23 protein-coding genes are annotated in these 23,402 nt (G+C 66.7%); 5 read left to right on the top strand and 18 right to left on the bottom strand.

Translation table 11 applies throughout. The features are described 5' to 3' along the window. Positions 1 to 4 precede the first annotated feature (4 nt). From J8I35_RS11720 to J8I35_RS11710, 3 genes are all read right to left on the bottom strand, one after another. The gene (locus J8I35_RS11720) at positions 5 to 1,744 is read right to left on the bottom strand and encodes a SulP family inorganic anion transporter (protein ID WP_209925496.1); all 1,740 of its coding nucleotides are present in this window, start codon (positions 1,742 to 1,744) and stop codon (positions 5 to 7) included. Between the two features lie 24 nt (positions 1,745 to 1,768). Further along, a complete protein-coding gene (locus J8I35_RS11715) occupies positions 1,769 to 2,395 on the bottom strand; it encodes a ParB-like protein (RefSeq protein WP_050012516.1) in 627 nt (208 codons plus the stop codon). Between the two features lie 125 nt (positions 2,396 to 2,520). After that, positions 2,521 to 3,063: a GNAT family N-acetyltransferase gene (locus J8I35_RS11710; RefSeq protein WP_124556381.1), complete on the bottom strand. Its 543-nt coding sequence runs from the start codon at positions 3,061 to 3,063 to the stop codon at positions 2,521 to 2,523. A 280-nt stretch (positions 3,064 to 3,343) separates the two neighbouring features. Here J8I35_RS11710 and J8I35_RS11705 point away from each other — a divergent pair, with 280 nt between their 5' ends. The 4 genes from J8I35_RS11705 (at position 3,344) to J8I35_RS11690 (ending at position 8,478) form a co-directional block, all read left to right on the top strand. Next, positions 3,344 to 4,564 (top strand): MFS transporter, encoded by a 1,221-nt coding sequence (locus tag J8I35_RS11705; RefSeq protein WP_089488394.1) that lies wholly within the window; start codon positions 3,344 to 3,346, stop codon positions 4,562 to 4,564. 215 nt (positions 4,565 to 4,779) lie between these two features. Continuing rightward, the gene (locus J8I35_RS11700; RefSeq protein WP_209925495.1) at positions 4,780 to 5,619 is read left to right on the top strand and encodes a TetR/AcrR family transcriptional regulator; all 840 of its coding nucleotides are present in this window, start codon (positions 4,780 to 4,782) and stop codon (positions 5,617 to 5,619) included. 157 nt (positions 5,620 to 5,776) lie between these two features. Beyond that, positions 5,777 to 7,531 carry an AMP-binding protein gene (locus J8I35_RS11695; protein ID WP_209925494.1) on the top strand — a complete coding sequence of 585 codons (1,755 nt, stop codon included), beginning with the start codon at positions 5,777 to 5,779 and terminating at the stop codon, positions 7,529 to 7,531. Between the two features lie 29 nt (positions 7,532 to 7,560). Then, positions 7,561 to 8,478 (top strand): DUF1571 domain-containing protein, encoded by a 918-nt coding sequence (locus tag J8I35_RS11690; RefSeq protein ID WP_089488393.1) that lies wholly within the window; start codon positions 7,561 to 7,563, stop codon positions 8,476 to 8,478. Between the two features lie 27 nt (positions 8,479 to 8,505). Here the strand turns inward: J8I35_RS11690 and J8I35_RS11685 are convergent, their stop codons facing one another. Beyond that, positions 8,506 to 8,796 carry a hypothetical protein gene (locus J8I35_RS11685; RefSeq protein WP_089488641.1) on the bottom strand — a complete coding sequence of 97 codons (291 nt, stop codon included), beginning with the start codon at positions 8,794 to 8,796 and terminating at the stop codon, positions 8,506 to 8,508. 295 nt (positions 8,797 to 9,091) lie between these two features. Here J8I35_RS11685 and hfq point away from each other — a divergent pair, with 295 nt between their 5' ends. Then, positions 9,092 to 9,661, top strand: coding sequence for an RNA chaperone Hfq (gene hfq, locus J8I35_RS11680; protein WP_124556418.1), 570 nt, complete (start codon positions 9,092 to 9,094; stop codon positions 9,659 to 9,661). 83 nt (positions 9,662 to 9,744) lie between these two features. Here the strand turns inward: hfq and J8I35_RS11675 are convergent, their stop codons facing one another. The 14 genes from J8I35_RS11675 to J8I35_RS11610 all read right to left on the bottom strand — a co-directional run bounded on the left by J8I35_RS11675 (position 9,745) and on the right by J8I35_RS11610 (position 23,174). Further along, positions 9,745 to 10,452, bottom strand: a complete 708-nt coding sequence (locus J8I35_RS11675) for a DUF2968 domain-containing protein (protein ID WP_124556376.1) — start codon at positions 10,450 to 10,452, stop codon at positions 9,745 to 9,747. Positions 10,453 to 10,506: 54 nt separating this feature from the next. Continuing rightward, positions 10,507 to 11,898, bottom strand: a complete 1,392-nt coding sequence (locus tag J8I35_RS11670) for a sigma-54 dependent transcriptional regulator (RefSeq protein ID WP_050012509.1) — start codon at positions 11,896 to 11,898, stop codon at positions 10,507 to 10,509. 13 nt (positions 11,899 to 11,911) lie between these two features. Beyond that, on the bottom strand, positions 11,912 to 13,723 hold the full coding sequence (locus J8I35_RS11665) for a TadG family pilus assembly protein (RefSeq protein WP_209925493.1): 1,812 nt from the start codon (positions 13,721 to 13,723) through the stop codon (positions 11,912 to 11,914). A 12-nt stretch (positions 13,724 to 13,735) separates the two neighbouring features. Then, the gene (locus J8I35_RS11660; protein WP_209925492.1) at positions 13,736 to 14,059 is read right to left on the bottom strand and encodes a DUF3613 domain-containing protein; all 324 of its coding nucleotides are present in this window, start codon (positions 14,057 to 14,059) and stop codon (positions 13,736 to 13,738) included. A gap of 23 nt (positions 14,060 to 14,082) precedes the next feature. Next, positions 14,083 to 14,910: a pilus assembly protein gene (locus J8I35_RS11655; RefSeq protein ID WP_209925490.1), complete on the bottom strand. Its 828-nt coding sequence runs from the start codon at positions 14,908 to 14,910 to the stop codon at positions 14,083 to 14,085. Positions 14,911 to 14,939: 29 nt separating this feature from the next. Next, the gene (locus tag J8I35_RS11650) at positions 14,940 to 15,938 is read right to left on the bottom strand and encodes a type II secretion system F family protein (RefSeq protein WP_050012505.1); all 999 of its coding nucleotides are present in this window, start codon (positions 15,936 to 15,938) and stop codon (positions 14,940 to 14,942) included. Between the two features lie 4 nt (positions 15,939 to 15,942). Then, entirely contained in the window at positions 15,943 to 16,923 is a 981-nt protein-coding gene (locus tag J8I35_RS11645) for a type II secretion system F family protein (RefSeq protein WP_209925488.1), read from the bottom strand. Then, entirely contained in the window at positions 16,916 to 18,262 is a 1,347-nt protein-coding gene (locus J8I35_RS11640; RefSeq protein WP_050012503.1) for a CpaF family protein, read from the bottom strand. Before J8I35_RS11640 ends, J8I35_RS11645 begins: the two co-directional genes overlap by 8 nt. Positions 18,263 to 18,265: 3 nt before the next feature. Next, complete coding sequence (locus tag J8I35_RS11635) at positions 18,266 to 19,504, bottom strand: fimbrial protein (RefSeq protein WP_209925486.1); 1,239 nt, start codon at positions 19,502 to 19,504, stop codon at positions 18,266 to 18,268. A 75-nt stretch (positions 19,505 to 19,579) separates the two neighbouring features. Continuing rightward, a complete protein-coding gene (locus J8I35_RS11630; RefSeq protein ID WP_124593170.1) occupies positions 19,580 to 20,911 on the bottom strand; it encodes a type II and III secretion system protein family protein in 1,332 nt (443 codons plus the stop codon). 22 nt (positions 20,912 to 20,933) lie between these two features. Next, on the bottom strand, positions 20,934 to 21,836 hold the full coding sequence (gene cpaB, locus J8I35_RS11625; protein ID WP_209925484.1) for a Flp pilus assembly protein CpaB: 903 nt from the start codon (positions 21,834 to 21,836) through the stop codon (positions 20,934 to 20,936). Between the two features lie 94 nt (positions 21,837 to 21,930). Further along, positions 21,931 to 22,425 carry a TadE family protein gene (locus tag J8I35_RS11620; RefSeq protein ID WP_209925482.1) on the bottom strand — a complete coding sequence of 165 codons (495 nt, stop codon included), beginning with the start codon at positions 22,423 to 22,425 and terminating at the stop codon, positions 21,931 to 21,933. Further along, positions 22,422 to 22,916 carry an A24 family peptidase gene (locus J8I35_RS11615; protein ID WP_050012684.1) on the bottom strand — a complete coding sequence of 165 codons (495 nt, stop codon included), beginning with the start codon at positions 22,914 to 22,916 and terminating at the stop codon, positions 22,422 to 22,424. Before J8I35_RS11615 ends, J8I35_RS11620 begins: the two co-directional genes overlap by 4 nt. 87 nt (positions 22,917 to 23,003) lie before the next feature. Next, entirely contained in the window at positions 23,004 to 23,174 is a 171-nt protein-coding gene (locus J8I35_RS11610; protein ID WP_209925480.1) for a Flp family type IVb pilin, read from the bottom strand. Positions 23,175 to 23,402 lie beyond the last annotated feature (228 nt).

The raw sequence follows: 23,402 nt of genomic DNA, 5'->3' as shown, positions 1-23,402 counted from the left end.
GCCGTCACGCGGCGCTCGTGCCTTCGCTGCCGCCGCTGCCGTTCGGCGGCCTGCCCGCCTGCAACAGTTGCAGGCTCTCGTCGACGCTCAGCTCCGACATCACGTCGGCGTGCAGCGTACCGTCCGCCGCGCGGCGCAGCGCATGCAGTGCGTGCACCTTGAGTCGCACGAGCGCGAGCCGCAGCCCGCGCGCCGCGCATTCGGCCGCGAACGTGCGCAACGATTCGATCGTCGTGCCGTCGACATCCGGCGTTTCCTCGAGACTCACCATCACGGTATGCGTGTCCGGCGCGGTCTTCATCAGCGCCCGCACGCGATTGAGCATCCGGTCCGCGTTCGCGAAGAACAGCTGCGCCTCGGGGCGCACGATCAGCACGCCCGGTACCGGCTTCGCCTCGGCATGGCTCGCGACGTCGACGAAATCGTGGCTGTCGCGCAGCCGGCCGAGCACGCTGACGTTCGGCTCGGACAGCTTGCGCAGCGTCAGCAGCAGGCTCACGCCGATGGCCGCGAGCAGCCCGTGCAGCACGCCGAGCACGAGCACCGCGAGCAGCGCCGCGATCACGACGAGCCGGTCGCGATGCCACGCCCAGTACGGCCGGAACACGGACGGATGCAGCGAATGGCTGACGGCGAAGATCACGATCGCCGCGAGCACCGGCTCGGGCGTGCGCGCGAGCTGCGGCAGCAGCAGCCAGACGATCAGCGCGACCACGCCCGCCGCCCACAGGCCGGCCACGCGCGATTGCGCACCGGCCGCCTCGTTCGCCGACGTCGCCGAATAGCCGGCGCCGACCGGCATCCCGTGCAGCAGGCCCGACACGAGGTTCGCGCAGCCGAGCGCGACGAGGTCGCGGTTCGGCGATACGGTATCGCCGTGCTTCAGCGCGAAATTGCGGATCGATCCGTACGATTCCGCGTACAGGATCAGCATCAGCGCGAATGCGAGCTCGACCGTCCGCATCCACGCATTGCGATCGAGATGCGGCAAGCCGAATTCGAGGTGCCGGAAGTCGATATGGCCGACGATCGCGATGCCGTACCGTTGCCAGTCGACCGCATAACTCGCCGCGATCGACAGCACGATCACGACGAGCGTCGCGGGCACGCGCGAGCGGCGCCCGAGCACGAACAGTAGCGCGAGCGCGGTCGCGCCGAGCACGACGCTCGCGAGATTCGCGTGCGGCGCGCCGGCGAGCAGGTCGAGCGCGACGTGCGGCGCGTCGCTGTGCTGCACGGCAATCGCGAGAATCTTCGGCAGCTGCTTGATGACGATCGTCAGCGCGAGACCGAACGTGAAGCCGCGCAGCACAGGCCGCGCGACGAAATCCGACATGCCGCCGAGCCGCGCGACGCCGGCCAGGATGAACAGCACGCCCGTCATCGCGACGAGCGCCGCCGCCAGCGCGAGCTGCGCGGCCAGCGCCATCCCCGATTCGGCGAGCACGGTCGCGGCGAGCACCGCGGCCGACGACGACGTCGACGACACGATCGCGAAGCGGCTGCTGCCCGTCAGCGCATAGACGACGAGCCCCGACAGCAGCGCGATCAGGCCGGCCTGCGGCGGCAGGTTGGCGAGCCCCGCATACGCGACCGCCTCGGGAATCAGCAGGCCGGCAATCGACAGGCCGGCGAGCGCATCGAGGCCGATGCGCCGCGTGCGCGGCGCGGGCGGCGCGTCGAGCGTCGCGAAATGGTCCGGATGTTGCGGGCCGGCGTCGGGGCGGATCGGGGCGATCGTCATGAGGCGGTGCGCGTCGTGCGCCGGTCAGGGTTTGACGGCAATCACGCCCGACCAGCCGGGCAGATAGCGCGCATCCTGCTCGTGCGCGCGATGCAGCGCGACGTCGAGCGCCTTCGCGAAGTTCTTGCGGATCTGGTCGAGCGTCACGTGCTGGCGCAGATAGTCGGCCCACAGGAATTCGCTGAACGGCGTCGCGTCCTTCGCATAGCCGCCCGCCGTGCGCAGCTCGCCGGCGAGGCTGCGGTACGGATCGTCCTCGAGGCCCGTCAGCGCCTTCGGCAAATGCGCATAGTCGCGCCGCGAGCCGTCTGGGCCGAACGGATGCACCCACTGGTTGTGTTCCATCATCCGCCAGAAGATCGTGTCGTCGAGCCACGACAGATCCTTCAGCAGCATCGCGTTCACGCGCGCCTCGCCCTCCTCGATCAGCGCGAGGCCGAGATGATGATGATCGGTGATGTAGTGCAGCCCGCCCGGGCCGAGCACGGCCGGGAACCAGTGCGATTCGATCGCGGCCTTGCGGGCGCGCCGGTTCAGCGCCTTCCAGTGCTTGCGCTTCGCCTTCACTTCGCGATAGCCGACCGTCATCTGGGTCGGACGCAGCGCGTCGAGCCTGACGGGAATGAGATGAACGTCGTTGCCGAGTGCCATGGTCGTACCCCATGTAGCGAAATTCCGGCAACGATACTCCTGATCGCGCGCGCCGTTAATCCGTCATCGTCTTGATCCGTGTTCGGTCGACGATCCGCGACGCCCGCTGCCTGCACGACGCCGCGCTACGCGCGCAAATCGTTGCGTTCGAGACGATGCCGAATGTAGGGAATGCCGTCGTGCACGATGCTCACGCGCCGCATTCCGAGCTTGCGCGCCACGTTCAGCGAGCCGCTGTTGGCCTCCGCGATATCGGCGATCACGCGCGGCAGGCGCACGGTGTCGAACGCGTGCCGCACGACGGCCGCCGCGGCTTCGCTCGCGATGCCGCGCCCCCACGTCGCACGCACGAGCCGCCAGCCGATCTCGACGTCGCGCGACCCGTCCTTGTAGTCGGGGATCAGCAGGATCCAGCCGATGAACACCCCGGGCGCGGCCTTCTCGAAGATCGACCAGTAGCCGAGACCGGGCGGATAGTCGCGGGTGATCCGATGCGTGACGAAGCGGCGATGCTCGACGGGGTCGTGCCACGGGCCCGCGATGTGGCGAGTGACCTCGGGATCGCGATCCATCTCGATGCACGCATCGAGATCCGCCAGCACGCGCGGACGCAGCCACAGCCGCGCGGTTTCGAGCACGGGCAATGGGTCGGCGGAACGGTCGTTCATCGGGACTCCTGATTCGGTGGCGATGCGCAGCGCGCGCATTACAGAACTGATACAAAAAGCCTTCCGGAATGATACAGAGTCCGGTCGCGCGCCTCGCGCGGCTCCGTTTCCATTTCCGAAACAGTGCATTTCGTAGGGATTATTCCCGATTCGCGGCTATCGCGCCCCACCTCGCGCGGCGCGCAAGCCTACACTCGATCAGTGCCCCGCGCCGCGCGCGAGCCGGGCCGGCATCCGCATGCAGAATCGCGAGCGCGCAAGCCAACGAGGAGACCCGCACATGAGCTGGACCCGCGAGCAACGCAACGTCACGATCGCCGCCTATCTGGGCTGGACGCTCGATGCGTTCGACTTTTTCCTGATGGTTTTCGTGCTGAAGGACATCGCCGCGGAATTCGCGTCGACGATCCCCGCCGTCGCGTTCGCGCTCACGCTGACGCTCGCGATGCGCCCGCTCGGCGCGCTGATCTTCGGCCGGCTCGCCGACCGCTTCGGTCGCCGCCCGACGCTGATGGTCAACATCGCATGCTATTCGCTACTCGAACTCGCGTCGGGTTTCGCGCCGAGCCTGACCGCGCTGCTCGTACTGCGCGCGCTGTTCGGCATCGCGATGGGCGGCGAATGGGGCGTCGGCTCCGCGCTGACGATGGAAACCGTGCCGACCCACGCGCGCGGCCTCGTGTCCGGGCTGCTGCAGGCCGGCTACCCGAGCGGCTATCTGCTCGCGTCGGTCGTGTTCGGCCTGTTCTACCAATACATCGGCTGGCGCGGGATGTTCATGGTCGGCGTGCTGCCCGCGCTGCTCGTGCTGTACGTCCGCGCACACGTGCCCGAATCGCCGGCCTGGAAACAGATGGAGAAGCGCGCGCGCCCGAGCCTCGGCGCCACGCTGAAACAGAACTGGAAGCTCACGATCTACGCGATCGTGCTGATGACCGCGTTCAACTTCTTCTCGCACGGCACGCAGGATCTCTATCCGACCTTCCTGCGCGAACAGCATCACTTCGATCCGCATACCGTGTCGTGGATCACGATCGTGCTGAACATCGGCGCGATCGTCGGCGGGCTGTCGTTCGGCGCGATCTCGGAGCGGATCGGCCGGCGCCGCGCGATCTTCATCGCCGCGCTGATCGCGCTGCCCGTGCTGCCGCTGTGGGCGTTCTCCAGCGGAGCGATCGCGCTCGCCGCCGGCGCGTTCCTGATGCAGATCTCGGTACAGGGCGCATGGGGCGTGATACCGGTTCACCTGAACGAGATCTCGCCCGACGAGATCCGCGCGACCTTCCCCGGCGTCGTCTACCAGCTCGGCAACCTGCTCGCGTCGGGCAACGCGACGATGCAGGCGTCGCTCGCCGTGTCGAACCACGACAATTACGGCTTCGCGCTCGCGCTCGTGGCCGGCATCGTCGCCGTCGCGATCGCCGTGCTGATCCTGTTCAGCCGCGAGCGGCGCGGCATCGACATGACGCAATCGGTCAATACGCGTACCACTACCGGGTGACCCCGCACGTTGCGGCACCGCGTCATCGCGCGCGCCGCGCCCCGCCGGGCGCGGGCGCCGCGCTTTCCGCACCCGCACATCGAACTAGAGGAATTGATCCAGATTCCGCGCTTGCCCGGTCCACCCGCGATTTTTTATCTTAATAAAAACGACTGTTTGAATCAGATAATCAAATCACCAGTTCGCGGCCGGGAAACCGGCATGGGAGGCGGAACATGGCAGTAAGTCAGGAGGGGCGGCCATCCGCGGGGCGGCCATCCGCGGGACGGCCGTCGGGGGCACGGTCATCCGGCACGCGGCAGACCGGCGGGACGAAGGCGCGCATTCTCGATGCGGCCGAGGACCTGTTCATCGAACATGGCTTCGAAGCGATGTCGATGCGGCAGATCACGTCGCGCGCGACGGTCAATCTCGCCGCGGTCAACTACCACTTCGGCAGCAAGGAAGCGCTGATCCATGCGATGCTGTCGCGCCGGCTCGACCAGCTGAACCAGGAACGCCTCGGCATCCTCGACCGCTTCGATGCGCAGCTCGGCACGCACATCACCTGCGAGCACGTGCTCGGCGCGATGTTCATTCCGGCGCTGAAGGCATCGCGCAATCCCGAACGCGGCGGGCCCGGGTTCCTGCGGCTGATCGGCCGCGCGTACACCGATCCTTCGCCGTTCGTGCGCAACTTCCTGACCGCGCACTACGCGAGCGTCGCGGGCCGCTTCTTCGACGCGTTCCAGCGCGCGCTGCCGCACCTGCCGCGCACCGAACTCGGCTGGCGGCTGCACTTCGCGATCGGCGCGCTGTCCGGCGCGCTCGCGGGCGCCGAAACGGAAAGCCTGATCGACGAATTCTCGCAAGGCCGCACGATGAACGACGTGCAGATGATCGCGCGGCTGTCGTCGCTGATCGTCGCCGCGCTGAAGGCGCCGATGCCCGACAGCGCTCAACTGTCGATCTTCGCGGCCGTACTCGACGACGCGGGTGCAAGCGAAGCGTTCGGGCTGCCGCAGTCGTGCCCGACGACGACCGCCGAGGCTACGACACTGCATTCCACGAACTGAGCGCGCGAGGCCACGCGCGGCTTCCTGTTCACGATTTGATTGATACGCGCGGTCGGGCGCGGCGTCGAGACGCCCGCGTCGACCCGCCGCGAAGCACGGGGCATGGGCAGGCGCTGACGCGCGGGCCCTCGCCGAGAGCCAAGACCGGAGACACGTCATGTCATCTTCCGCAGCACCCACCTCGGCCCAACTTCCGCCGAACACCGACGGCATCTGGTACGCGTCGTACCCGCCCGGCGTTCCGCACGAGATCGACGTCACGCAATACGCGTCGCTCGTGCAGTTCTTCGACGAATGCACGACCCGCTTCGCCGAGCGCGTCGCCTACGTGAGCGCCGGCGCGTCGATGACCTACCGCACGCTCGCGCGGAAGGTCGACGCCTTCGCGTCGTATCTGCAAAGCGTCGGCGTGAAGCCCGGCGACCGTGTCGCGATCATGCTGCCGAACACGTTCCAGTATCCGGTCGCGCTGTTCGGCACGCTGAAGGCCGGCGCGATCGTCGTCAACGTGAACCCGCTCTACACCGCGCGCGAACTGGCGCATCAGTTGAAGGACAGCGGCGCGCAGACGATCGTCGTGTTCGAGAATTTCGCGCGCACGCTGCAGGACGCGCTGCCGGAAACGCAGGTGAAGCACATCGTCGTCACCGCGCTCGGCGACCTGCTCGCCGACGGCCTCAACGCGAAAGGCCGCCTGATCAATTTCGTGCTGAAGCACGTGAAGAAGCTCGTGCCGGACTACCACCTGCCGCAGGCGATCCGGCTGCGTTCCGCGCTCGCGCTCGGCGCGCGCGGCAAGCCGCAACCGGTGCAGATCACGCGCGACGATCTCGCGTTCCTGCAGTACACGGGCGGCACGACCGGCGTCGCGAAAGGCGCGATGCTCACGCACGGCAACCTGATCGCGAACCTGCTGCAGGCGAAGGCCTGGATCGCCGACCAGGTGTCGGGCGACGTCGAGACCGTGCTCACGCCGCTGCCGCTCTATCACATCTATTCGCTGACGGTGAACGCGTTCATCTTCATGGGGCTCGGCGGGCGCAACATCCTGATCGCGAACCCGCGCGACATGAAGATGGTGATGAAGATCATCCGCCACGAGACGTTCACGGGCATCACCGGCATCAACACGCTGTACAACGCGTTCCTCGACAACGAGGAATTCCGCAAGCGCGACTTCTCGAAGCTCAAGCTCGCGATGGCGGGCGGGATGGCGATGCAGCGCGCGGTCGCCGAGCGCTTCCAGCAGGTGACGGGCCGGCCGGTGGTCGAAGGCTACGGCCTCACCGAGTGCTCGCCGATCGTCACGATGAATCCCGTGGACCTGAACGACATGGCCGCGTTCAGCGGTTCGATCGGGCTGCCCGCGCCGTCGACCTTCGTGCGCTTTCGCCGCGAGGACGGCACCTGGGCCGCGATCGGCGAGCCGGGCGAGCTGTGCGTGCACGGCCCGCAGGTGATGCGCGGCTACTGGCAGCGCCCCGACGAGACGGCGAAGGTGATCGACGCCGACGGCTGGCTCGCCACCGGCGACATCGGCGTGATGGACGAGCGCGGCTTCATCCGCCTGATCGACCGCAAGAAGGACATGATCCTCGTGTCGGGCTTCAACGTGTATCCGAACGAGATCGAGGAAGTGCTCGTGATGCATCCCGGCATCAGCGAAGCCGCGGCGATCGGCATTCCCGACGAGGTCCAGGGCGAACGGATCAAGGTGTTCGTCGTGCGGCGCGACCCGTCGCTGACGGCCGAGGACGTGCTCGCGCACTGCCGCAAGAACCTGACCGGCTACAAGATGCCGAAATTCGTCGAGTTCCGCGACGCGCTGCCGCAGACAAATGTCGGCAAGATCCTGCGCCGCGCGCTGCGCGACGAGGAACTCGCCAAACTCAAGGCCGCGAAGCAAGGCTGAACGATCCATCGCTCCGGGAGACGCCGTCGATGAACGAACGAATGAAACGCCGCGCGCGGCATGCCGCCGTGGCGACCGTCGCGTGCGCGCTGGCGCTCGCGCAAGCCGCGCTGCATGCGCAGGAAACGGCCGGCGCCGCGAGCGCGGCGCAGGCGGCCGCGCTGCCGGCGGAGCTCGCGAAGGTCACGCACGAGCCGGTTGCGCAACAGGCGCGCTGGCTGCGCACGGCGGCCCAGCGCGGCACGCTCGCGCAGCTCGACGACACGACGCTCACCGCGCTCTTCAAGGCGCTCGATCCGCTCGCCGTGCCGCTCTATATCCGTCACGGCCCGAACGGCTATCCGTCCTACCAGTTCACGATGGTGCGCCAGGAGCGCATCAGCGGAAAATGGCCCGACACGCCCGATCGCATGCTCGTGAAGACGACCCGCGAGCCGCTGCGCCTGTATGCGAAATGGCTGCCGGGCGGCGCGCACGCCGGACAGGAGACGATCTACGACACGACGCAGCGCAAGGACGAGATGTACGGCCACCTCGGCGGCCTGCTCGGCAAGATTCCGCTGTGGACGGCGATCGACGGCGCGCTCGCGCGCGCCCAGTCGAATCATCAGGTGAAGGATCTCGGCACCGAGTTCATCGCGAACCTGTACCTGACCGAAGGGAAGAAATACGTGGAAGCCGGCGTGCAGCGGCCGACCGACGTGGAGGCCCGGACGATCGACGGCGTGCGCGTCGTCGCACTCACCTACGAAACGCCGACCGGCCGGCCGCAGTTCTATGCGAAAAAGGAAGTGCTGGGGCTCGACCTGCACGCCCCCTATTTCCGAACCGTCGAATCCTATGACAACGACGGCAGGATCTTCGAGCGGATCGTCATCGAGAAAATCGCGCCGACGCCCCTCGACGACACCGCATTCGACCCGAAAAATCCGGATTACGCGTTCTGACGCGCGTCGGCGCGGCTCACCGCGGGTTCAATCGTCATCGTCGTCGTGGTGACGATGCCAGTGCTTGTAATAGTGCTTGCGCCACTTGCGGTAGCGGTCGTCGTCGTCATCGCCGTAATAGCCATACCCGTAGCCCGGATAGGCGACGACGGCGGGCTGCGGCGCTACATAGACCGGCGCCGGCTCGACATAGACCGGTGCTACCGGCGCGACCGGTACGCCGATGCCGACCGACAGATCCACACGCCCCGCCATTGCACTGCCGGAAACGAGCAACGCCATGCTCCCGATCACCACTGCGACTTGCCTCTTGTTCATGCTCCGCATCCCTGATAAGCCGGCCCGCCCGGCTCGCGCGACCAATGTAAGCGCGGCGCGCGCACCGAGGTGATACGGGGCTGCGAGAGTCGTAACGCAGCGTAACGAAACGGCTTCGGCCGTTCGGCCTAATCGCGAAAATGCGCCGGAACGTCTATAGTGGGTTACGGTTCGACACAATCGCGACTGCGCGCTCCCCTATCGAACAGGGTAGAATTCCGCCAAACGCCTTGTGGACGAACACGCCACACACACGCACAACATATTCTCTGACGCAGGCTCCTGCCGCACCTCAATGGCCAATCCCGCAGAATCCCATCCGCAAAACGACTTCATCAATTCGGCGCGCAAGGAACGTAAGCGTGTTGAAATCTATCTCGTCAACGGCATTCGTCTGACGGGATGTATCGAGTCGTTCGACCAGTATCTGGTGATGCTGCGCACCCCCGTGGGTCTGCAAGGCATCTACAAGCGCGCGATTTCCACGATCCAGCTCGATACGGGCGGCTCGCGGCCCGGCGGCGGCGGCCCCCGCGGCCCGCGCACCGGCGGTCGCCCCGGCGGCCGTGAAGGCGGCGGTCACAGCCCGTACGGCTCGCACGGCGGCCCGCGCGAATCGCGCGGCGACGGCGGCTACAGCTCTCGCGAGCCGCGTGAAGGCTACGGTTCGCGCGAACCGCGTGAGGGTTACGGCTCGCGTGAGCCGCGCGAAGGCTACGGCGCTCCGCGTGAACCCCGCGAAAGCTACGGCGCGCCGCGCGACACCGGCGACGCATCCGGCAACGCCGCGCCGTCGGATTCCCGCGGCGGCAACGGGCCGGTCATCGTGACGCGGCGCCGGCGAATCGTGCCGGACGGCCAGTAAAACAAAAGGGCAAGCCAACCGGCTTGCCCTTTTCACTGGTACGGCCAGCGCGGCACGTCGCCGCACCGCCGCCGCGACCGGGTTCAGCGTGCCGTCGTCGGCAGGCCCGCGTTGGCCTCTCGCTGCAACGAACGCACCTGCTGCTGCAATGCCCGCAGTTGCGACTGAAGTTGAGCCTGTTGCGCCTGCAGCGTCGCCGTTTCGCTCCGCACGCTCTTCTGGCGATCCGCCACCGCCGCCTGCTGCTGGCGGGCGATCGAGATGTCCGCCTGCAGACGCCGCGCGCGGTCCTGCACGACTTCGATCTGCTTGTCCATCTGCGCCTTCTGCGATTCCAGCTTCGCCGCGCGCAGTTCGTCGACGGCCAGCCGCTCGGCCTGGTGCGAGAAATCGCGATAGATCGCTTCCGCCCGCGCTTCGTTGTAAGTCTTGATCACGCGCCAGAACGCCTTTTGCTGAAACAGCGCGACGAAATACGCACCGTCCTTGACGTTGAACAGCAGGCTCGCGCCGTAGCTGCCGTTGTAGCTCGTGCGCATTTCCGTCAGCGAATGCGCCTGGATCTGGCGCTGCAAATCGTCGACCGTGCTCGGCCCCGTCGACTCGCCGGCCTGCGGCTGCGCCGACGTCGGTGCCTGCGAATCGATCACCGGAATCGCGGCCACCGGCGCCGACGCCGGCTGCACCGCCGACGGATCGCTGCCTGCCAGCCCCTGCGCGAACGCGCCTTGCATGCCTCCTACCAGGGCGAGCAATACGCTCACCCGCCCCAACCCCGTCATATGGCTCATGAAGTTTTATTCCCGCGCGGATCGTTGTCATTCCACGCGATTTTATCTCATTAATTACTCGCTTTCGCGGGTCTCGGGCTCTTCGTCGAAGATCTGGTACTTGCGCATTTTTTCCCACAACACCTTGCGGCTGATGCCGAGCTGCTGGGCCGTGTCCTGACGCCGCCAACCGTTGGCGTCGAGCGCCGCGATCACACGGTTACGCTCGTTCATGTCCCACTTGCTGCGATCGACGAACACCTCGGCCGCACTCTCCGCCGGCACCGGCTGGGCCGAGCTGCGTGCGTGCGCGATCAGCCGCTGCAGCCGCGCGGCATCCCAGCCGCCCGTCTGCCGCACCGTCACGCCGACGCGCTCGGCGAGGTTGCGCAGTTCGCGCACGTTGCCGGGGAAATAGCTGTCCGCCACCGAATCCGTGAGCCAGTACGGCAGGTCCGACAACTCGGCGAGCCGCTCCTCGCCGACCACCTGGGCGACGAACGACTTGAACAGCGCGATCTTGTCCACCGCACCGCGCTCTTCCAGCGACGGAATGCTCAGCTCGATCACCGCGAGCCGGTAATAGAGGTCCGCGCGGAACAGCCCTTCCTTCACGAGCTGCGGCAGCTTCTTGTTGCTCGCCGCGACCAGACGGAAATCGACCTTGACCGGCGCCGTCGCGCCGACGCGCAGCACCGCGCCATCCTCGAGCACGCGCAGCAGCTTGACCTGCTGGTACAGCGGCAGATCGCCGACTTCGTCGAGGAACAGCGTGCCGCCGGCCGCCTGCTCGAAATAGCCTTTATGCGCAACAACCGCGCCCGTGAACGACCCTTTCGCATGGCCGAAGAACAGCGATTCGAACAGGCCATCCGGAATCGCGCCGCAGTTCACCGGCACGAACTCGCCGTGCCGATAGCGGGAATGCTTTTCGTGCAGCAGTTGCGCGATGCGCTCCTTGCCGACGCCGGTTTCGCCGTGCAGCAGCACGTTGGTGTCGCAGTCGGCGAACGTATCGACTTCGTGCAGCAGCGCCTGCATCGATTCGGAGTGCGCGACGAGTTCCGACGGCTGCAACGTTTCGGCGGCGTGCGCGCGCAGTTGCGTGACGAGCTTGCCGATCATGCCGCGCAGTTCCGCGCACGTGAAGTCGAGCGGCAGGATGTGCGAGTACTCGGGCGGATACTGCGACGCGTCGTGGTCGCGCGCCGCGCCGACCCAGACGACCGGCATGCCGATATTGGCCTGCCAGTCGCGCAGGAATGCCGCGCCGCCTTCGATCATCGTCACGCTGATGATCGCGAGCGACCGCCGCATCGCGGCGCGCTCGGGCGAGACCGTCGCGTTGTCGGCGCGGATCACTTCGACGTCGAAGCTCGCCATGCACCGGGCGACGCGGTCGACGATGTCCGCCTTGCCTTCCCAGACGTACAGGTCGAGCTCTTCGATTGCGGGCGTATTTCTCATCTGATCTGCTTCTTCAGTAAACCGTTTGGGCGACCCCGCAATTGAGCGAGATCTGATGGACCGTCGCCGCACCGACCTGGACGCCGAGGAGATTCAGCAGCGGAACGAGGACTGCGTCGAGACTCGACAGGAGCGGGCCGAGCAGGCCGGTCAAAAACGTGAGCAATGTGGAGACGAAGTTCCCCGGGACCGTCAGGACGTTGGCGCCGAACAGGCCGAGGTTGACGGTGATATTCGCAGCCGCGAGTTGCGTCAAAGCCGAGCTAAGCGCCGAACCGAGCGCATTCGAGTTCACCGTCCAGTAATTCGCATCGATCCCCGGTACGCCACTGAACGTATGCGATTGGGACGCGCCTTGGACCTGAACCGATATGTTGGACATGGAAACTGTCAACTGGGCCAGCCCGAGAACATTGGAGTTGATGATCTGTGCAGGCGACGTACAGCTGTAATTCGACGACAGGCTGATCTTGCCGGATGAATCGAGCGGCGGCTTGCCGATGCACAGATTGGCCACGCCCGGTTGGGCGGTAATGACGGCCGTGCTTGCCGCCTGCGTGGAAGCGCATTGCGTCGAGTTCAATGTGGCGGTGCCGGTACCGGCCTGAAGATAAATCGGCAAATTGACATCGACCTTCACGTTCAGCAACGCCAGCAAAGCGCCCAGCAGCGGCAACTGCGCCGTCCCAAGATAGACATTCAGATACACACCCACCGCCGCCGTCGACGCCTTCGTCCGCCACGTTCCCGTCGCCGGATCCTTCCCACCCTCGCCGACACCGATCGACGGCGGGCTGATGATCTGCACCTGCAACTGCGTCCCCGTCAGCCCGCCGAGATTCACCGACGGCACGTTAACCGCGACCGCCGGCTTGCCCGTTGCCGCGATCTCCGCACCGACCATCAGCAGATCAAGCAGATCCACCTGCGCGTTGAGCGCCGCCTGCGTATCCGCGAGCGCGACGTTCAGCAACCCGCCCGCGCCGCCGAGACCGATCGACGTGCCCGGAACGTTCGCGTTCAGAATCGCTTGCAGCGTCGCAATGCTCGCCTGCAGGCTTGCGTTCGCGACGGCCGTCTTCGTGGCCGCGTTCACCATCAACTGGATCAGTTGCGGCAACGTGAGCTTCAGCGCGAGCAGTTGATCGACCGTGCCGACGCCCGCCGCCACAACGAGATCGCCGATCGTCACGTTCGTGCACGCCAGCGCTTGATACGATGCGATGTTCAGGTTCAGGTTGGCGCCCAGCAGCGCGCCGATCAGCCCGTTGACGAGCCCCGGATTGCCGGACGCCGGCGCGGATCCGCCCGCGCAACCGACCCCGCCGAGCGCGGCCAGGGTTGCACCAACCGAGAAGGTATCGATGTTCGTCGAACGCGCGGTCGATACCGCGGATATCGTCTGCGGGGGTCCGACGAAGAAGAACGGCACCTGACGCCTGACGATCACCTTGGCCGCGTTCAACTGCGTGGCCCCGGATGTCGCGGCAGCGTAGTAGCTCGGTGACGGGTTGACCGACGTATCCCAACGGCCGCACTCGATGTTGATCGTGTCGCCGTTCGACGCGTTGAGCCCGTTCGACTGCGCGTTGCTGGTCGCGGTGGCAGTCGGCTGCGAACAGGCGTCGTCCATCCTCTGCACGGCCGCGAGCGCGGCCATGTCGGCAATCCGCTGCACGTCCCGACGCTGGTAAAAGAGATTACCGACGCCAATGGCGCCAAGCGTCGTAATGGCGATCAGCGTCGCGATGATCGCCATCACCGAGAACGCGCCGCGCTGTCGTGACGCGCGACGGATCGTGCCGCCACTGTGCCGGATAGTCACCGTGGTGCTCCGTCAGCGCGCGAGATCGCCACCGGACAGTCCGCCGCTGCCGCCGCCGCTACCGCCGCCCGACGCCGACATCGTGCCGAACCACTGCGGAATCGGCGTCTTGAACGAGTCGATATAGCGCTGATAGGCAAACGTACCGGCGGCGCCATCGATCGGTTGCGGCGTGGCGGCCGCGCGGTTCGAGCGCTGCAGGTCGAACAGCGCACTCGTCGCATGACCGATTTCGGCCGCCGGCGTGTCGCCTTGCGCATGCGCGACGCCCGCCCCCAGCGAGCAGGCGAACGCGATGCCCACGGCCCACACGCGGATTGAGGAAAGGTGAAACATGATGGCCTCCGTGAATATCGTCGTTATCGCGCGAAACGCTGCAGCAGCGGCACGGCAAGATCCAGATTGTCGCTGCTCGCCACCGACGGCACGGGCACATTGGCCGGCGCATAGGCGGTGGCGCGTTGCTTCGCGCGCATCGCGGCCGCGACCTTCGTCTCGTCGTCTCGAATCTGGCCGCGCACCGCGGGCGACAGCTTCTGCTGATCCATCAGCCGCCGCGCGTCCTTCGCATGACCGGTCGCGAACAGGTAAAGCACGAAGTTGCTGAGAATCTTCGGATTCTTCTGCTCGAGTTCGGCCGCCTTCAGCAGCGGCACGCGCGCGCCCGCCAGATCGCCTTCGCGCATCTTCGAATACGCGAGGTCGGACAACGTCGCCGCATCGGTCGGCGCAAGCGTCGTCGCCTGTTCGAGCTTCTGCGCGGCCAGCGCGAAATCGCCGCGGGCGCCGGCGGTCAGGCCCAGCCCGCGATAGCCGCGCGCGGCGAGCGGCGTCGTCAGCAATTGGGTATAGGCGGCCACGCCGGCGTCGTATTGGCCGGTCGCGCGCAATGCGTCGGCGCGCAGCAGGATCGTATCCGGCGATGCGCCATATTGCTTCTCGTACTGATCGATGTGCGCGAGCGACGCAAAATACAGCCCCTGCGCCTGCATCCGCTCGATCAGGCCCAGATACATGCCCGGCGTATCGGGCGTCGCATTCTTGTCGGCGGCGGCCTGCATCAGCGCGCCACGTTCGGCCTGCGCACCGATTCCGTATCCGGACTCCTTGAACATCGCGCACCCGCTGGCCAGCAACGCGCACGCCGTCGCGCCTGCAATCGTGCGAACCCACCCCAATCGATTCATCTTGTGTCGCTCCTTCCCCTCATGCCGCATCAGCGCTGAAACGCAGCGAGCGCGGACAGCACGGTCATGATCCCGGGCCCCGCGGTCACGATCAGCAGTGCCGGCAACAGCGTGACGATCATCACGCCGGTCATCTTCACCGTCAGGCGGCCGATCTGCTCGCGCAGCGTCGCGCGACGCCCTTCGCGCAGACGATCGCCGAATTGCTTCAGCGGCTCTTGCACCGCGCCGCCATGCTTGTCGACCTGAATCAGCAAACGCACGATCGCGCGCAGATCCTCGTTGTCGAAACTGTTCGTCAGGCGTTGCAGCGATTGCTCGCGCGTGCGCCCGGCCGCGAACTGCCGCTGCGCGACGCCGAGCTCCCACGACAGCACCGGCAGCATCGTCTGAAAATCGTGCGTGACGACCTGGATGCTCTGGTCGAGCGACAGGCCGACGCCCTGCAGCAGCCGCAACATGTCGACGAGCAGCGGCAGTTCGGCCCCGATGCTCTGCCGGCGCGCGGTCGCGCGCCGCCGCACGTAGATTTTCGGCAGCATGTAGCCGGTCACGAGCGCGACGGAGATCCACAACGGCCAGCGCGTCTGCTGCCCGCGGCCGATCAGGACCAGCACGGCGAGCGCAGGCAGCAGGATCGCGCAGACGATGCGCGCGCCGACGAACAGCGCTCTGGCGCGCACGTCGACGAAACCGCACTGCTCGAGCAACTGGCGGTCTTCGTCGGCGATCAGATACCGGCTGAAGCCGGTCTCGAGCCACCGCATCCCGACGTCTTCGAAGCGTTCGCGCAGCCCCGCGAAACGGACGCGCGGCGCGGCAGGCGCCGCCGCGTCGCGCGCGGGCTCGGTGGCACCGGCGCGCGCGGCGGCCGCTTCGATCGCCGCTGTCCGGCGATCGAGCGCATCCACCAGCGCGCGCTCGGCACGCTGCACGAGCACGATGCGAACGATCGCGAGCGCGGCGAGCAGCAGCACGCCGACCGATCCGAGCACCAGCGCAAGGGCGCCTAAACGGTTTGCATCCATCGATTCACCTCAGCCGCGCGAGCCGGTACAGCCAGAAACCGCCGACCGCCTGCAGCACGAACGCCAGATAAATCATCTGACGCCCGCTATCGTCGCTCCACATCGTCGTGAAATAGCGCGGGCTCGTGGCGATGACGAAGCTGCCGACCGCGATCGGCAACAGCGCCAGCACCCATGCGGACAGCCGCGTTTCGGCCGACATCGCGGACAGTTCGCGCTCCGCCTGCTCGAGATCGCGCATGAACGTCGACATCCGGTCGAGCATCACGTCCGCCCGCCCGCCGTAGCGGACCGACAGACGCAGCACCGCACCGACCAGTTCGAATTCGCGGATACGATAGGTGTGCGCGATGTGCAGCATCGCGCGATCGATCTCGACACCGGAGCGCAGCATCCGCGACACGTCGTCGAGGCAGCGGCGCAGCGGCATTTCGGTCGTCTGAAGCGCCGACTGGAACGCCGCCGGCACGCTGTTCCCGAGCGTCACGAGCCGCACGATCCCGTCGAGAAACGACGGCAACTGACGGACGATCTTCAGGCGGCGCCGGCTGATGCGCGACGTGATCCACAGCACGACGAGCACACTGCCGGCAACGACCGCCGCTGCCGCGGCGAGCACGCCGCCAGCCATGCCGGCCCACAGCGCGAGCATCACAAGGACCCCGAGCGCCAGCACGAGGCCGGTGCGCACTTCGTCGAGGCCCGCACGGTCGGACAGCACGGCCCATGCACCGAACGCCGACGCGCGCCATCGCGCGAACCCCTGTTCGGGCTCCTGCGCGTTGGCCGTACCGGCCGCCGGGGCGCGTGCGGTGCGCGTCTCGCCGGCCGGGGCCGCGGCGCGCGCGCCCTGTCCCACCCGGCTGTCGAAGAACCGCTGCGCATGCGCACGCCCTTCCCGCACCTGGCTTGCACGCCACAGCAGCAACCCGGCCGCCGCGCAGATCAGCGCGAACATCAGCGCGAGCAAGGTGGCGCTAGACATTGAAGCCTCCGCCTCGCCCGAAGTGGCCACCGAACCCGCCGCCGCCGGACGACACCAGCGTGCTGCGGAAACGTGCCAGCTTCGGCGAATGCGGATGAATGCCGAGCGACTCCCAATGATCGATCTCTTCGCCCTCCGGGGTGACGCGCGCCTCGTAACGATACAGCTCCTGCGTCGACACGATGTTGTCCGACATGCCGGTGACTTCGGTGATCGACAGGATGCGGCGGCGACCGTTGGACAGCCGCCCGATCTGCACGATGAAGTCGATCGCGTTGGCGATCTGCCGCCGCAGGCTTGCTTCGGTGCCCTGAAAACCGGCGAAACCGGCCAGCATCTCGAGCCGGTACAGGCATTCGCGCGGCGAGCTGGCGTGCACGGTGCCCATCGATCCGTCGTGGCCGGTATTCATCGCCTGCAGCATTTCGAGCACTTCGCCGCCGCGCACTTCGCCGACGATGATCCGGTCCGGCCGCATCCGCAGCGTGTTCCGCAGCAGGTCGCGAATCGTCACGATGCCGCTGCCGTCGAACCCGCCGGGACGGCTCTCGAGCCGCACGACGTGCGGGTGATTCAACGACAGTTCGGCCGTATCCTCGATCGTCACGACGCGTTCCGCCATCGGGATGTGGAACGCCAGCGCGTTCAGCAGCGACGTCTTGCCCGAGCTGGTGCCGCCCGACACGAGGACGTTGCAGCGCGCATCGACCGCAGCCTCGAGCAGCCGGCCGATTTCCTCGTTGTAGGTGCCGTTGCCCAGCAGGTCCTCGGGCTTCAGCGGATCCTTGCGGAACTTCCGGATCGACACGACCGGGCCGTCGATCGACAGCGGTTCGATCACGACGTTGACCCGCCCGCCGTCGGGCAGCCGCGCATCGACCATCGGGTTCGATTCGTCGAGCCGCCGGCCGACCGGCGCGAGAATCCGCCGCACGATCCGCAGCAGATGCGCGTTGTCGGTGAAGCGGATCGGCAGCTTCGACAGGATCCCGTGGCGCGACACGTAGATGTCGTTGTAGCCGTTGATCAGGATGTCCTCGACATGCGGGTCCGCCAACAGGTCTTCGATCGGCCCGAAGCCGGCGAGCTCCTTCGTCAGCGCCTCGGCCACCGCGCGCACCTCGCTCTCGTTGAGCGGGATGCGCCGCAGCCGCACGAAGCTGTCGATTTCGAGATCGACGAACTGGTTGATCGCCTGTCGCGACCAACGGCCGAATTCGGCACCCAGTTCCTCGATCCGCGTGAGCAGATGCTCGTGCGCGGCATTCTTGATGTCGTGGAACTGTTGCGTTTGCGAGAACGGCGCTGCGCCGTCGGCAAATTGAATGTCGTGTGCCATCGCTTACGACCGCTTCGTTGAGGATTGAATGATTCGCCTGAGCGCCGAGAGGCCGCCGGCCGCACGCTGTGTCGCTCCGGGCGCCGGCGCGCCCGCGAGGCGCTCGACCAGCGGCCCGAGCGCGCGGACGTACGGATCGCGTTCCGCGACCTCGGCGATCAGCTTGCCCTGGTTCGCCGCATGCCCGATCGACACGCGCCGCGACGGCAGCGTCGCGACCAGCGACAGGTCGAGCCGTTCGGCGATCTGCGCGGGCATCAGCCCAAGCTCGGCGTCGAACTGGTTGACGACGAGCCGGATCCGGCCGGTCGCCGCGCCTGCCTCGCGCAACCCGTCCAGCATCTCTACCGCCGACACGACCGATGCCACGCCCTGGTCGCAGACCAGCCATGCTTCGTCCGCCAGGTTCACGACCTGCGCGATGAATTCGCGATTCGGGAAGCCGCCGAGATCGACGATCTGGTGATCGAAGAACGCGCGCAGCCGGTTCAGCAACGCCGCGCACGACGCCGTCGCCACGTCGCGCAACTCCGCGAGATTCGGTGGCAGCGTCGTCAACGCGACGCCGCTCGAATGACGTGCGAGCGCGGTCGTGACGAACGTGCGGTCGATCCGGCGCAGGTTGCGCACGGCCTCGACGAAATGGAATTCGCACCGCGTGTTCAGGAACAACGCGCCGTCGCCGGCCGGCAGCCCGAGATCGAGCAGCGCCGCCGTGCGCGCAGGGTCGGCCGGCCGCCGCTGCATCAGCACCGACAGGTTCGCGGCGAGCGTGCTCACGCCCATCCCGGCGCGTGCGCCGAGCAACGCGGTGACCTTCCCGTGACGGTTGGCCGGCTCGCTGACGTTGTCGAGCAATACGCGCGTGATCCGCAGCGCCTCATCGGCCGGCGCGGAAAAATCGACGAAATCGCGCACGCCCGCGCGCAGCGCGGCGAGTGCCCCTTCCGGTTGCGCGAGCGAGCCCAGTGCGACGACCGGCACGCCCGGATGCGCCGCGCGTACCGCGGCGACCACCGTGCTTGCCGCCGCGCAGTCACCGGAAAAATCGATGAACACCAGTGCCGGATTCAGCACGCCGATACGCTGCGACAGCGCGGCGCCGTCGAGCGGCACCCCTTCGACCGCGCCGGCGGACACGAGCGATTGCGACAGCCAGTGCACATGCTCCGCGAGCGCGGATGCACAGACGAAGTAGTCGGTGACGGCGGGCTCAGCCAAAGAGTAGGTTCTCGCATTCATCTTGGATACTCCCAATGAAGCAAGGCATCGCGTCGTACGCGACGGCCTGCGCGGTCCGGTAACGATTCGGCGCGCTCATTTCGAGAACCCCGGCCCCGCGTCCGGCGATGCCATGCCGCCCAGATACGAACGCCACACCGGACCGTCGCGCTGCTCGGACAGCTCGCCCGGCGTCGCCGGCAGCGGTGCACCCTGCGCGATCGGGGCAACGAGATGCGGCGTCACGATGATCACGAGTTCCTTGTCGTTCTGCTGGTAGCTCAAATTCTTGAAAAACGCACCGATGATGGGCAGATCGCCCAGGAACGGCACCTTGTTGACGTTGGACGTGGTCTCGCGGTCGATCAGGCCGCCGATCACGAAGCTCTCGCCGTCGCCGAGCTCGACCGTCGTGTCCGCGCGCCGCGTCGTCAGCGCGGGTACCTGCACGCCGTTGATCGTGATCGAATGCACGAAGTCGAGCTGGCTCGACTCGGGCGCGACCTTCAGCGCGATCCGCCGCGGGTTCAGCACGGTCGGCGTGACCGTGAGCCCGACGCCATAGGGTTTCCATTCGATCGAAATCGTGCCGAGCGATTGCGGCACCGGCACCGGAATCTCGCCGCCCGCGAGGAAGTTCGCGCTCTGGCCGGACAACGCGACGAGCGTCGGCTGCGCGAGCACGCGGGCCAGGTTGTTCGCCTCGAGAATCGACAGGTCGGCGAACAACCCGTGCGTCACCGAATTGACGACGAGGTTGAACGCCGACGAAATCGGCACGTTCGTGTTGTAGGTGAGCGAACCGCCCGGCGTACCGGTAATCGATGTGAGCCCCGTCGGCGCGAAGGCGCCGAACGCAAAGCCGTTGCTCTGCTTGAAGAAGTTCAGGCCCGCCTGCTTCAGCACCGAACGGCTGAATTCGACGACACGTACGTCGACCTGCACGACATTCTTGCCGGAGATCGTCGACGCATCGAGCGTCGTTCCGTCCTTGCCGCCGACCGTCTTCGCTGCGTGGACTGCCCGCTGATGTCCGTCGAGCGTTGCGGCCGCACCGCCGATCACCGTCGCGCCGCCGTACGTGTTCACGCTCGGCGACGCGCCGTCCAGCAGCGCCCGCGCCGCACCGCTCGTAACGTTCACGTTATAGACGGTCGGCTCGTCGCGGCCGCGCTCCCAGATCATCACGTTCGTCGCACCGGCATTCTTCGCCACCAGCAGCACGCCGCCGCGCCCGCCCTTCACGACGAGCACGTCGGCCACCGACGGATCGCCGACCGCGACCCGCTGCAGTGCGCGCCCCGTCGCAAGCTGCCGCTGCGCGCCGACCGCAAGGCTGATCGTGCCACTCGTGTCGGCCGCGTCCGACAGCGGCGGCATCGCCAGTGCGCTCAATGCAATCGCCAAACCAACCAGTTTCTTTTTCATTGTTTTGCCGTCTTCGTCCCGCTCAATAAGCGACCGTTTCGGTCCGCCCACCCCGAATGACTTCGATGCTGCCGCCGCTCGGATGCCGCGCGACCACCCGTGGCGCCGCACGCGGGGCCGGCGCCGTCGTCGCGCTCTTCGACAACTCGCCCAGCACCATGCCGGCCGCGGCAAGCGCCGACGGACTCTTGTCGTCGCCGACACGAACGGCGACGGTTTGCGCCGCGACGTCGTTGTCGCGCGGACTACGCAGCGCGAGCACGAGCCGGCCGCTCTGCTCGGCGAGCGTCAGCGCGTCGACCTGCGCCGTGGGCACGGCCAGCACCGCGGTCCGCGTGCCGATCACCGAGCCGTTCGAGCTGTCCCGCTCGGTCGTCGCATCGCCGAACGACAGCACGCGGACCTTCGACATCAGCAGCCGCGCCTGAGTATTCACGATCTCGGCCGTCGACGTCCCGCCGATCGCCACGCCGCTCCCGTCGCGCTTCAGATTCACGAACACGTCGACATAGTTGCCCGGCCGCACGCGGTTGCCAACCGCGTTGGTCTCGTCGACCTTGATCGCCACGGCGCGCTCTCCCGGTGCAATCTGCTCGGCGAGGCCGGACGACAATGCGCTCCCGACGACGGCCGCCTGCGCGGGAATGTCCGCTGCCGGAATGCGGCCGACCAGTTGCAGCGGATCGGCGAACGCCCCCTGCGGAGCGGCGCTCGACTGCTGGACCTTCAGCGCATCGGCCGGAATCGGCTGGCCGGCTTGCAGTTGCCGCGTCGTCACGACGACCGGCACGCTCTGCGTCGCGACCGTCGACGCAACCGGCGCGACGTCGGCCGGCTTGCGACCGAGCATCCACGCATAGATGCCGAGCAGGATCGCGATCGCGATCAGCAAGCCCGCGATGATCTTCGTCAGGTTGTTGGCCATGGTGTTGTTATGCTTCCCCGCTACTCACGATTGAATTCTCCGCGCGACGTCGCCGACCGGGCGCCCTCGACCGGCACGGCGCGGTCGCCGCCGTCTACATGATGTTGACCGGGCTGATCTGCACCATCGCGGTTCCGGTGAGTGTCGACGGCACCGGCAACAGCGAACCGAGCAGCGGGAACGACGGAATCAGCGGGCTCTGCGCGTACGGGTAGGTCAGCGTGATCTGGACGCACAGCATCGTCGCGTCGTACGAACAGTTACCTTGCTGCGTGGGCGAGCATGTCGACCCTTTCAGCCAGGTGGTCAGGTTCGTCGCGGCCGTGCATGCGGCCTGGGCCCGCGCCGCCAGCGCGGCTTGCTGCGCTGCCTGCACCGATGCGGCCGCACCGACCTGCTGATAGTTCAACGCGGCGCGCGCGCCTTCCGTTGCGGCAAGCGTCAGATTTTGCTGGGCCGCGAAGATCATCCCGTACGTGATGATCGCGTACAGGATCAGGAAAAACACCGGGAGCATCAGCGCAAATTCGATCGCCGTCGCGCCACGCTCGCGACGCCGCGTCCCGGATGCCGGACGAACCGCCGTCATTGCACTCCCCCGGTCGCGATCCGGTACAGGCACCACAGGGCCGCGGGGATCACGAGAAACGCGGCATACGGCGAGGCCCGGAAACCGGCGATCTGCATCGTCGGGGAACGCCGCTGCCACAGGGCCGACACCGGCGTACGGGTGGAGAAGACCAGCATGCCCGCATGCGCGAATGCCAGCAGGCTTGCGACGATCCAGAGCCACAGCAATGCTTGCGGGCCGCACCACGCGCCCAGCACCGCGAATACCTTGACGTCTGCTGCGCCCATGACGCGCAGCACGAAAAACGGGAAAAGACCGAGAAAGCCGACCAGTACGCCAATGAGCGCCTGATTCACGGATATGCCTAATGGATTATGTCCGGCGAGCACAAATGCGGATACGAACCCACCGATCACCAGTGAATTCGGTATGCGCCTATGCCGGATGTCCTCAAGCGCGACGAGCGTCGCCCACGCGAGGAAAACCCCGACGCCAGTTAGCAGGATCATTTACGCCCCGAACGGCAAAACTTACCGCGCGGATTGCCGAAGCAATCCGCGCCCCTGACAACAGGGAAATGAGCAAAAGCTCGTTCGTTATGCCTTCGGTAGCTGGCTCGCGATGTAGCTGAACGCCCCGGAAATGCCGCCCGTCAACGTGCCAACGGCAGTGACGAGAGCAACGGCGATCAGCCCTGCGATGAGGCCATACTCGACTGCGGTAACCCCGTCTTCTTCCTTAAGGAAACGCTTGATGATTGCTTTCATTTTATTCCTCGTGCCTGTATTTACGTTTTCTGGCCTTTATACGTATACATCCCCGCATTCTGGCCGTTTGCCCCAACCGTTCGTCACATCTGCTGTAACGTCAACCGGGTGCGCTTTCTTTATAGGTCGCCCCGAAGGGCATTGCTCACGATTTGATGCAAGTTAACATTCGCGATAGCGCTCCTCCTCGAACGTAGTGTACCGAACCGTACATTTCCTTACATCTGC

The organism is Burkholderia sp. CpTa8-5, assembly GCF_017815045.1.
GTDB lineage: Bacteria > Pseudomonadota > Gammaproteobacteria > Burkholderiales > Burkholderiaceae > Burkholderia > Burkholderia sola.
This window is presented reverse-complemented; position numbering and strand designations above follow the sequence as displayed.

Coding starts and splice junctions, on each gene's coding strand:
- J8I35_RS11720 (WP_209925496.1), bottom strand. CDS start 1,744: ATGACGATCGCCCCGATCCGCCCCGACGCCGGCCCGCAACATCCGGAC.
- J8I35_RS11715 (WP_050012516.1), bottom strand. CDS start 2,395: ATGGCACTCGGCAACGACGTTCATCTCATTCCCGTCAGGCTCGACGCG.
- J8I35_RS11710 (WP_124556381.1), bottom strand. CDS start 3,063: ATGAACGACCGTTCCGCCGACCCATTGCCCGTGCTCGAAACCGCGCGG.
- J8I35_RS11705 (WP_089488394.1), top strand. CDS start 3,344: ATGAGCTGGACCCGCGAGCAACGCAACGTCACGATCGCCGCCTATCTG.
- J8I35_RS11700 (WP_209925495.1), top strand. CDS start 4,780: ATGGCAGTAAGTCAGGAGGGGCGGCCATCCGCGGGGCGGCCATCCGCG.
- J8I35_RS11695 (WP_209925494.1), top strand. CDS start 5,777: ATGTCATCTTCCGCAGCACCCACCTCGGCCCAACTTCCGCCGAACACC.
- J8I35_RS11690 (WP_089488393.1), top strand. CDS start 7,561: ATGAACGAACGAATGAAACGCCGCGCGCGGCATGCCGCCGTGGCGACC.
- J8I35_RS11685 (WP_089488641.1), bottom strand. CDS start 8,796: ATGAACAAGAGGCAAGTCGCAGTGGTGATCGGGAGCATGGCGTTGCTC.
- hfq (WP_124556418.1), top strand. CDS start 9,092: ATGGCCAATCCCGCAGAATCCCATCCGCAAAACGACTTCATCAATTCG.
- J8I35_RS11675 (WP_124556376.1), bottom strand. CDS start 10,452: ATGAGCCATATGACGGGGTTGGGGCGGGTGAGCGTATTGCTCGCCCTG.
- J8I35_RS11670 (WP_050012509.1), bottom strand. CDS start 11,898: ATGAGAAATACGCCCGCAATCGAAGAGCTCGACCTGTACGTCTGGGAA.
- J8I35_RS11660 (WP_209925492.1), bottom strand. CDS start 14,059: ATGTTTCACCTTTCCTCAATCCGCGTGTGGGCCGTGGGCATCGCGTTC.
- J8I35_RS11655 (WP_209925490.1), bottom strand. CDS start 14,910: ATGAATCGATTGGGGTGGGTTCGCACGATTGCAGGCGCGACGGCGTGC.
- J8I35_RS11650 (WP_050012505.1), bottom strand. CDS start 15,938: ATGGATGCAAACCGTTTAGGCGCCCTTGCGCTGGTGCTCGGATCGGTC.
- J8I35_RS11645 (WP_209925488.1), bottom strand. CDS start 16,923: ATGTCTAGCGCCACCTTGCTCGCGCTGATGTTCGCGCTGATCTGCGCG.
- J8I35_RS11640 (WP_050012503.1), bottom strand. CDS start 18,262: ATGGCACACGACATTCAATTTGCCGACGGCGCAGCGCCGTTCTCGCAA.
- J8I35_RS11635 (WP_209925486.1), bottom strand. CDS start 19,504: ATGAATGCGAGAACCTACTCTTTGGCTGAGCCCGCCGTCACCGACTAC.
- J8I35_RS11630 (WP_124593170.1), bottom strand. CDS start 20,911: ATGAAAAAGAAACTGGTTGGTTTGGCGATTGCATTGAGCGCACTGGCG.
- cpaB (WP_209925484.1), bottom strand. CDS start 21,836: ATGGCCAACAACCTGACGAAGATCATCGCGGGCTTGCTGATCGCGATC.
- J8I35_RS11620 (WP_209925482.1), bottom strand. CDS start 22,425: ATGACGGCGGTTCGTCCGGCATCCGGGACGCGGCGTCGCGAGCGTGGC.
- J8I35_RS11615 (WP_050012684.1), bottom strand. CDS start 22,916: ATGATCCTGCTAACTGGCGTCGGGGTTTTCCTCGCGTGGGCGACGCTC.
- J8I35_RS11610 (WP_209925480.1), bottom strand. CDS start 23,174: ATGAAAGCAATCATCAAGCGTTTCCTTAAGGAAGAAGACGGGGTTACC.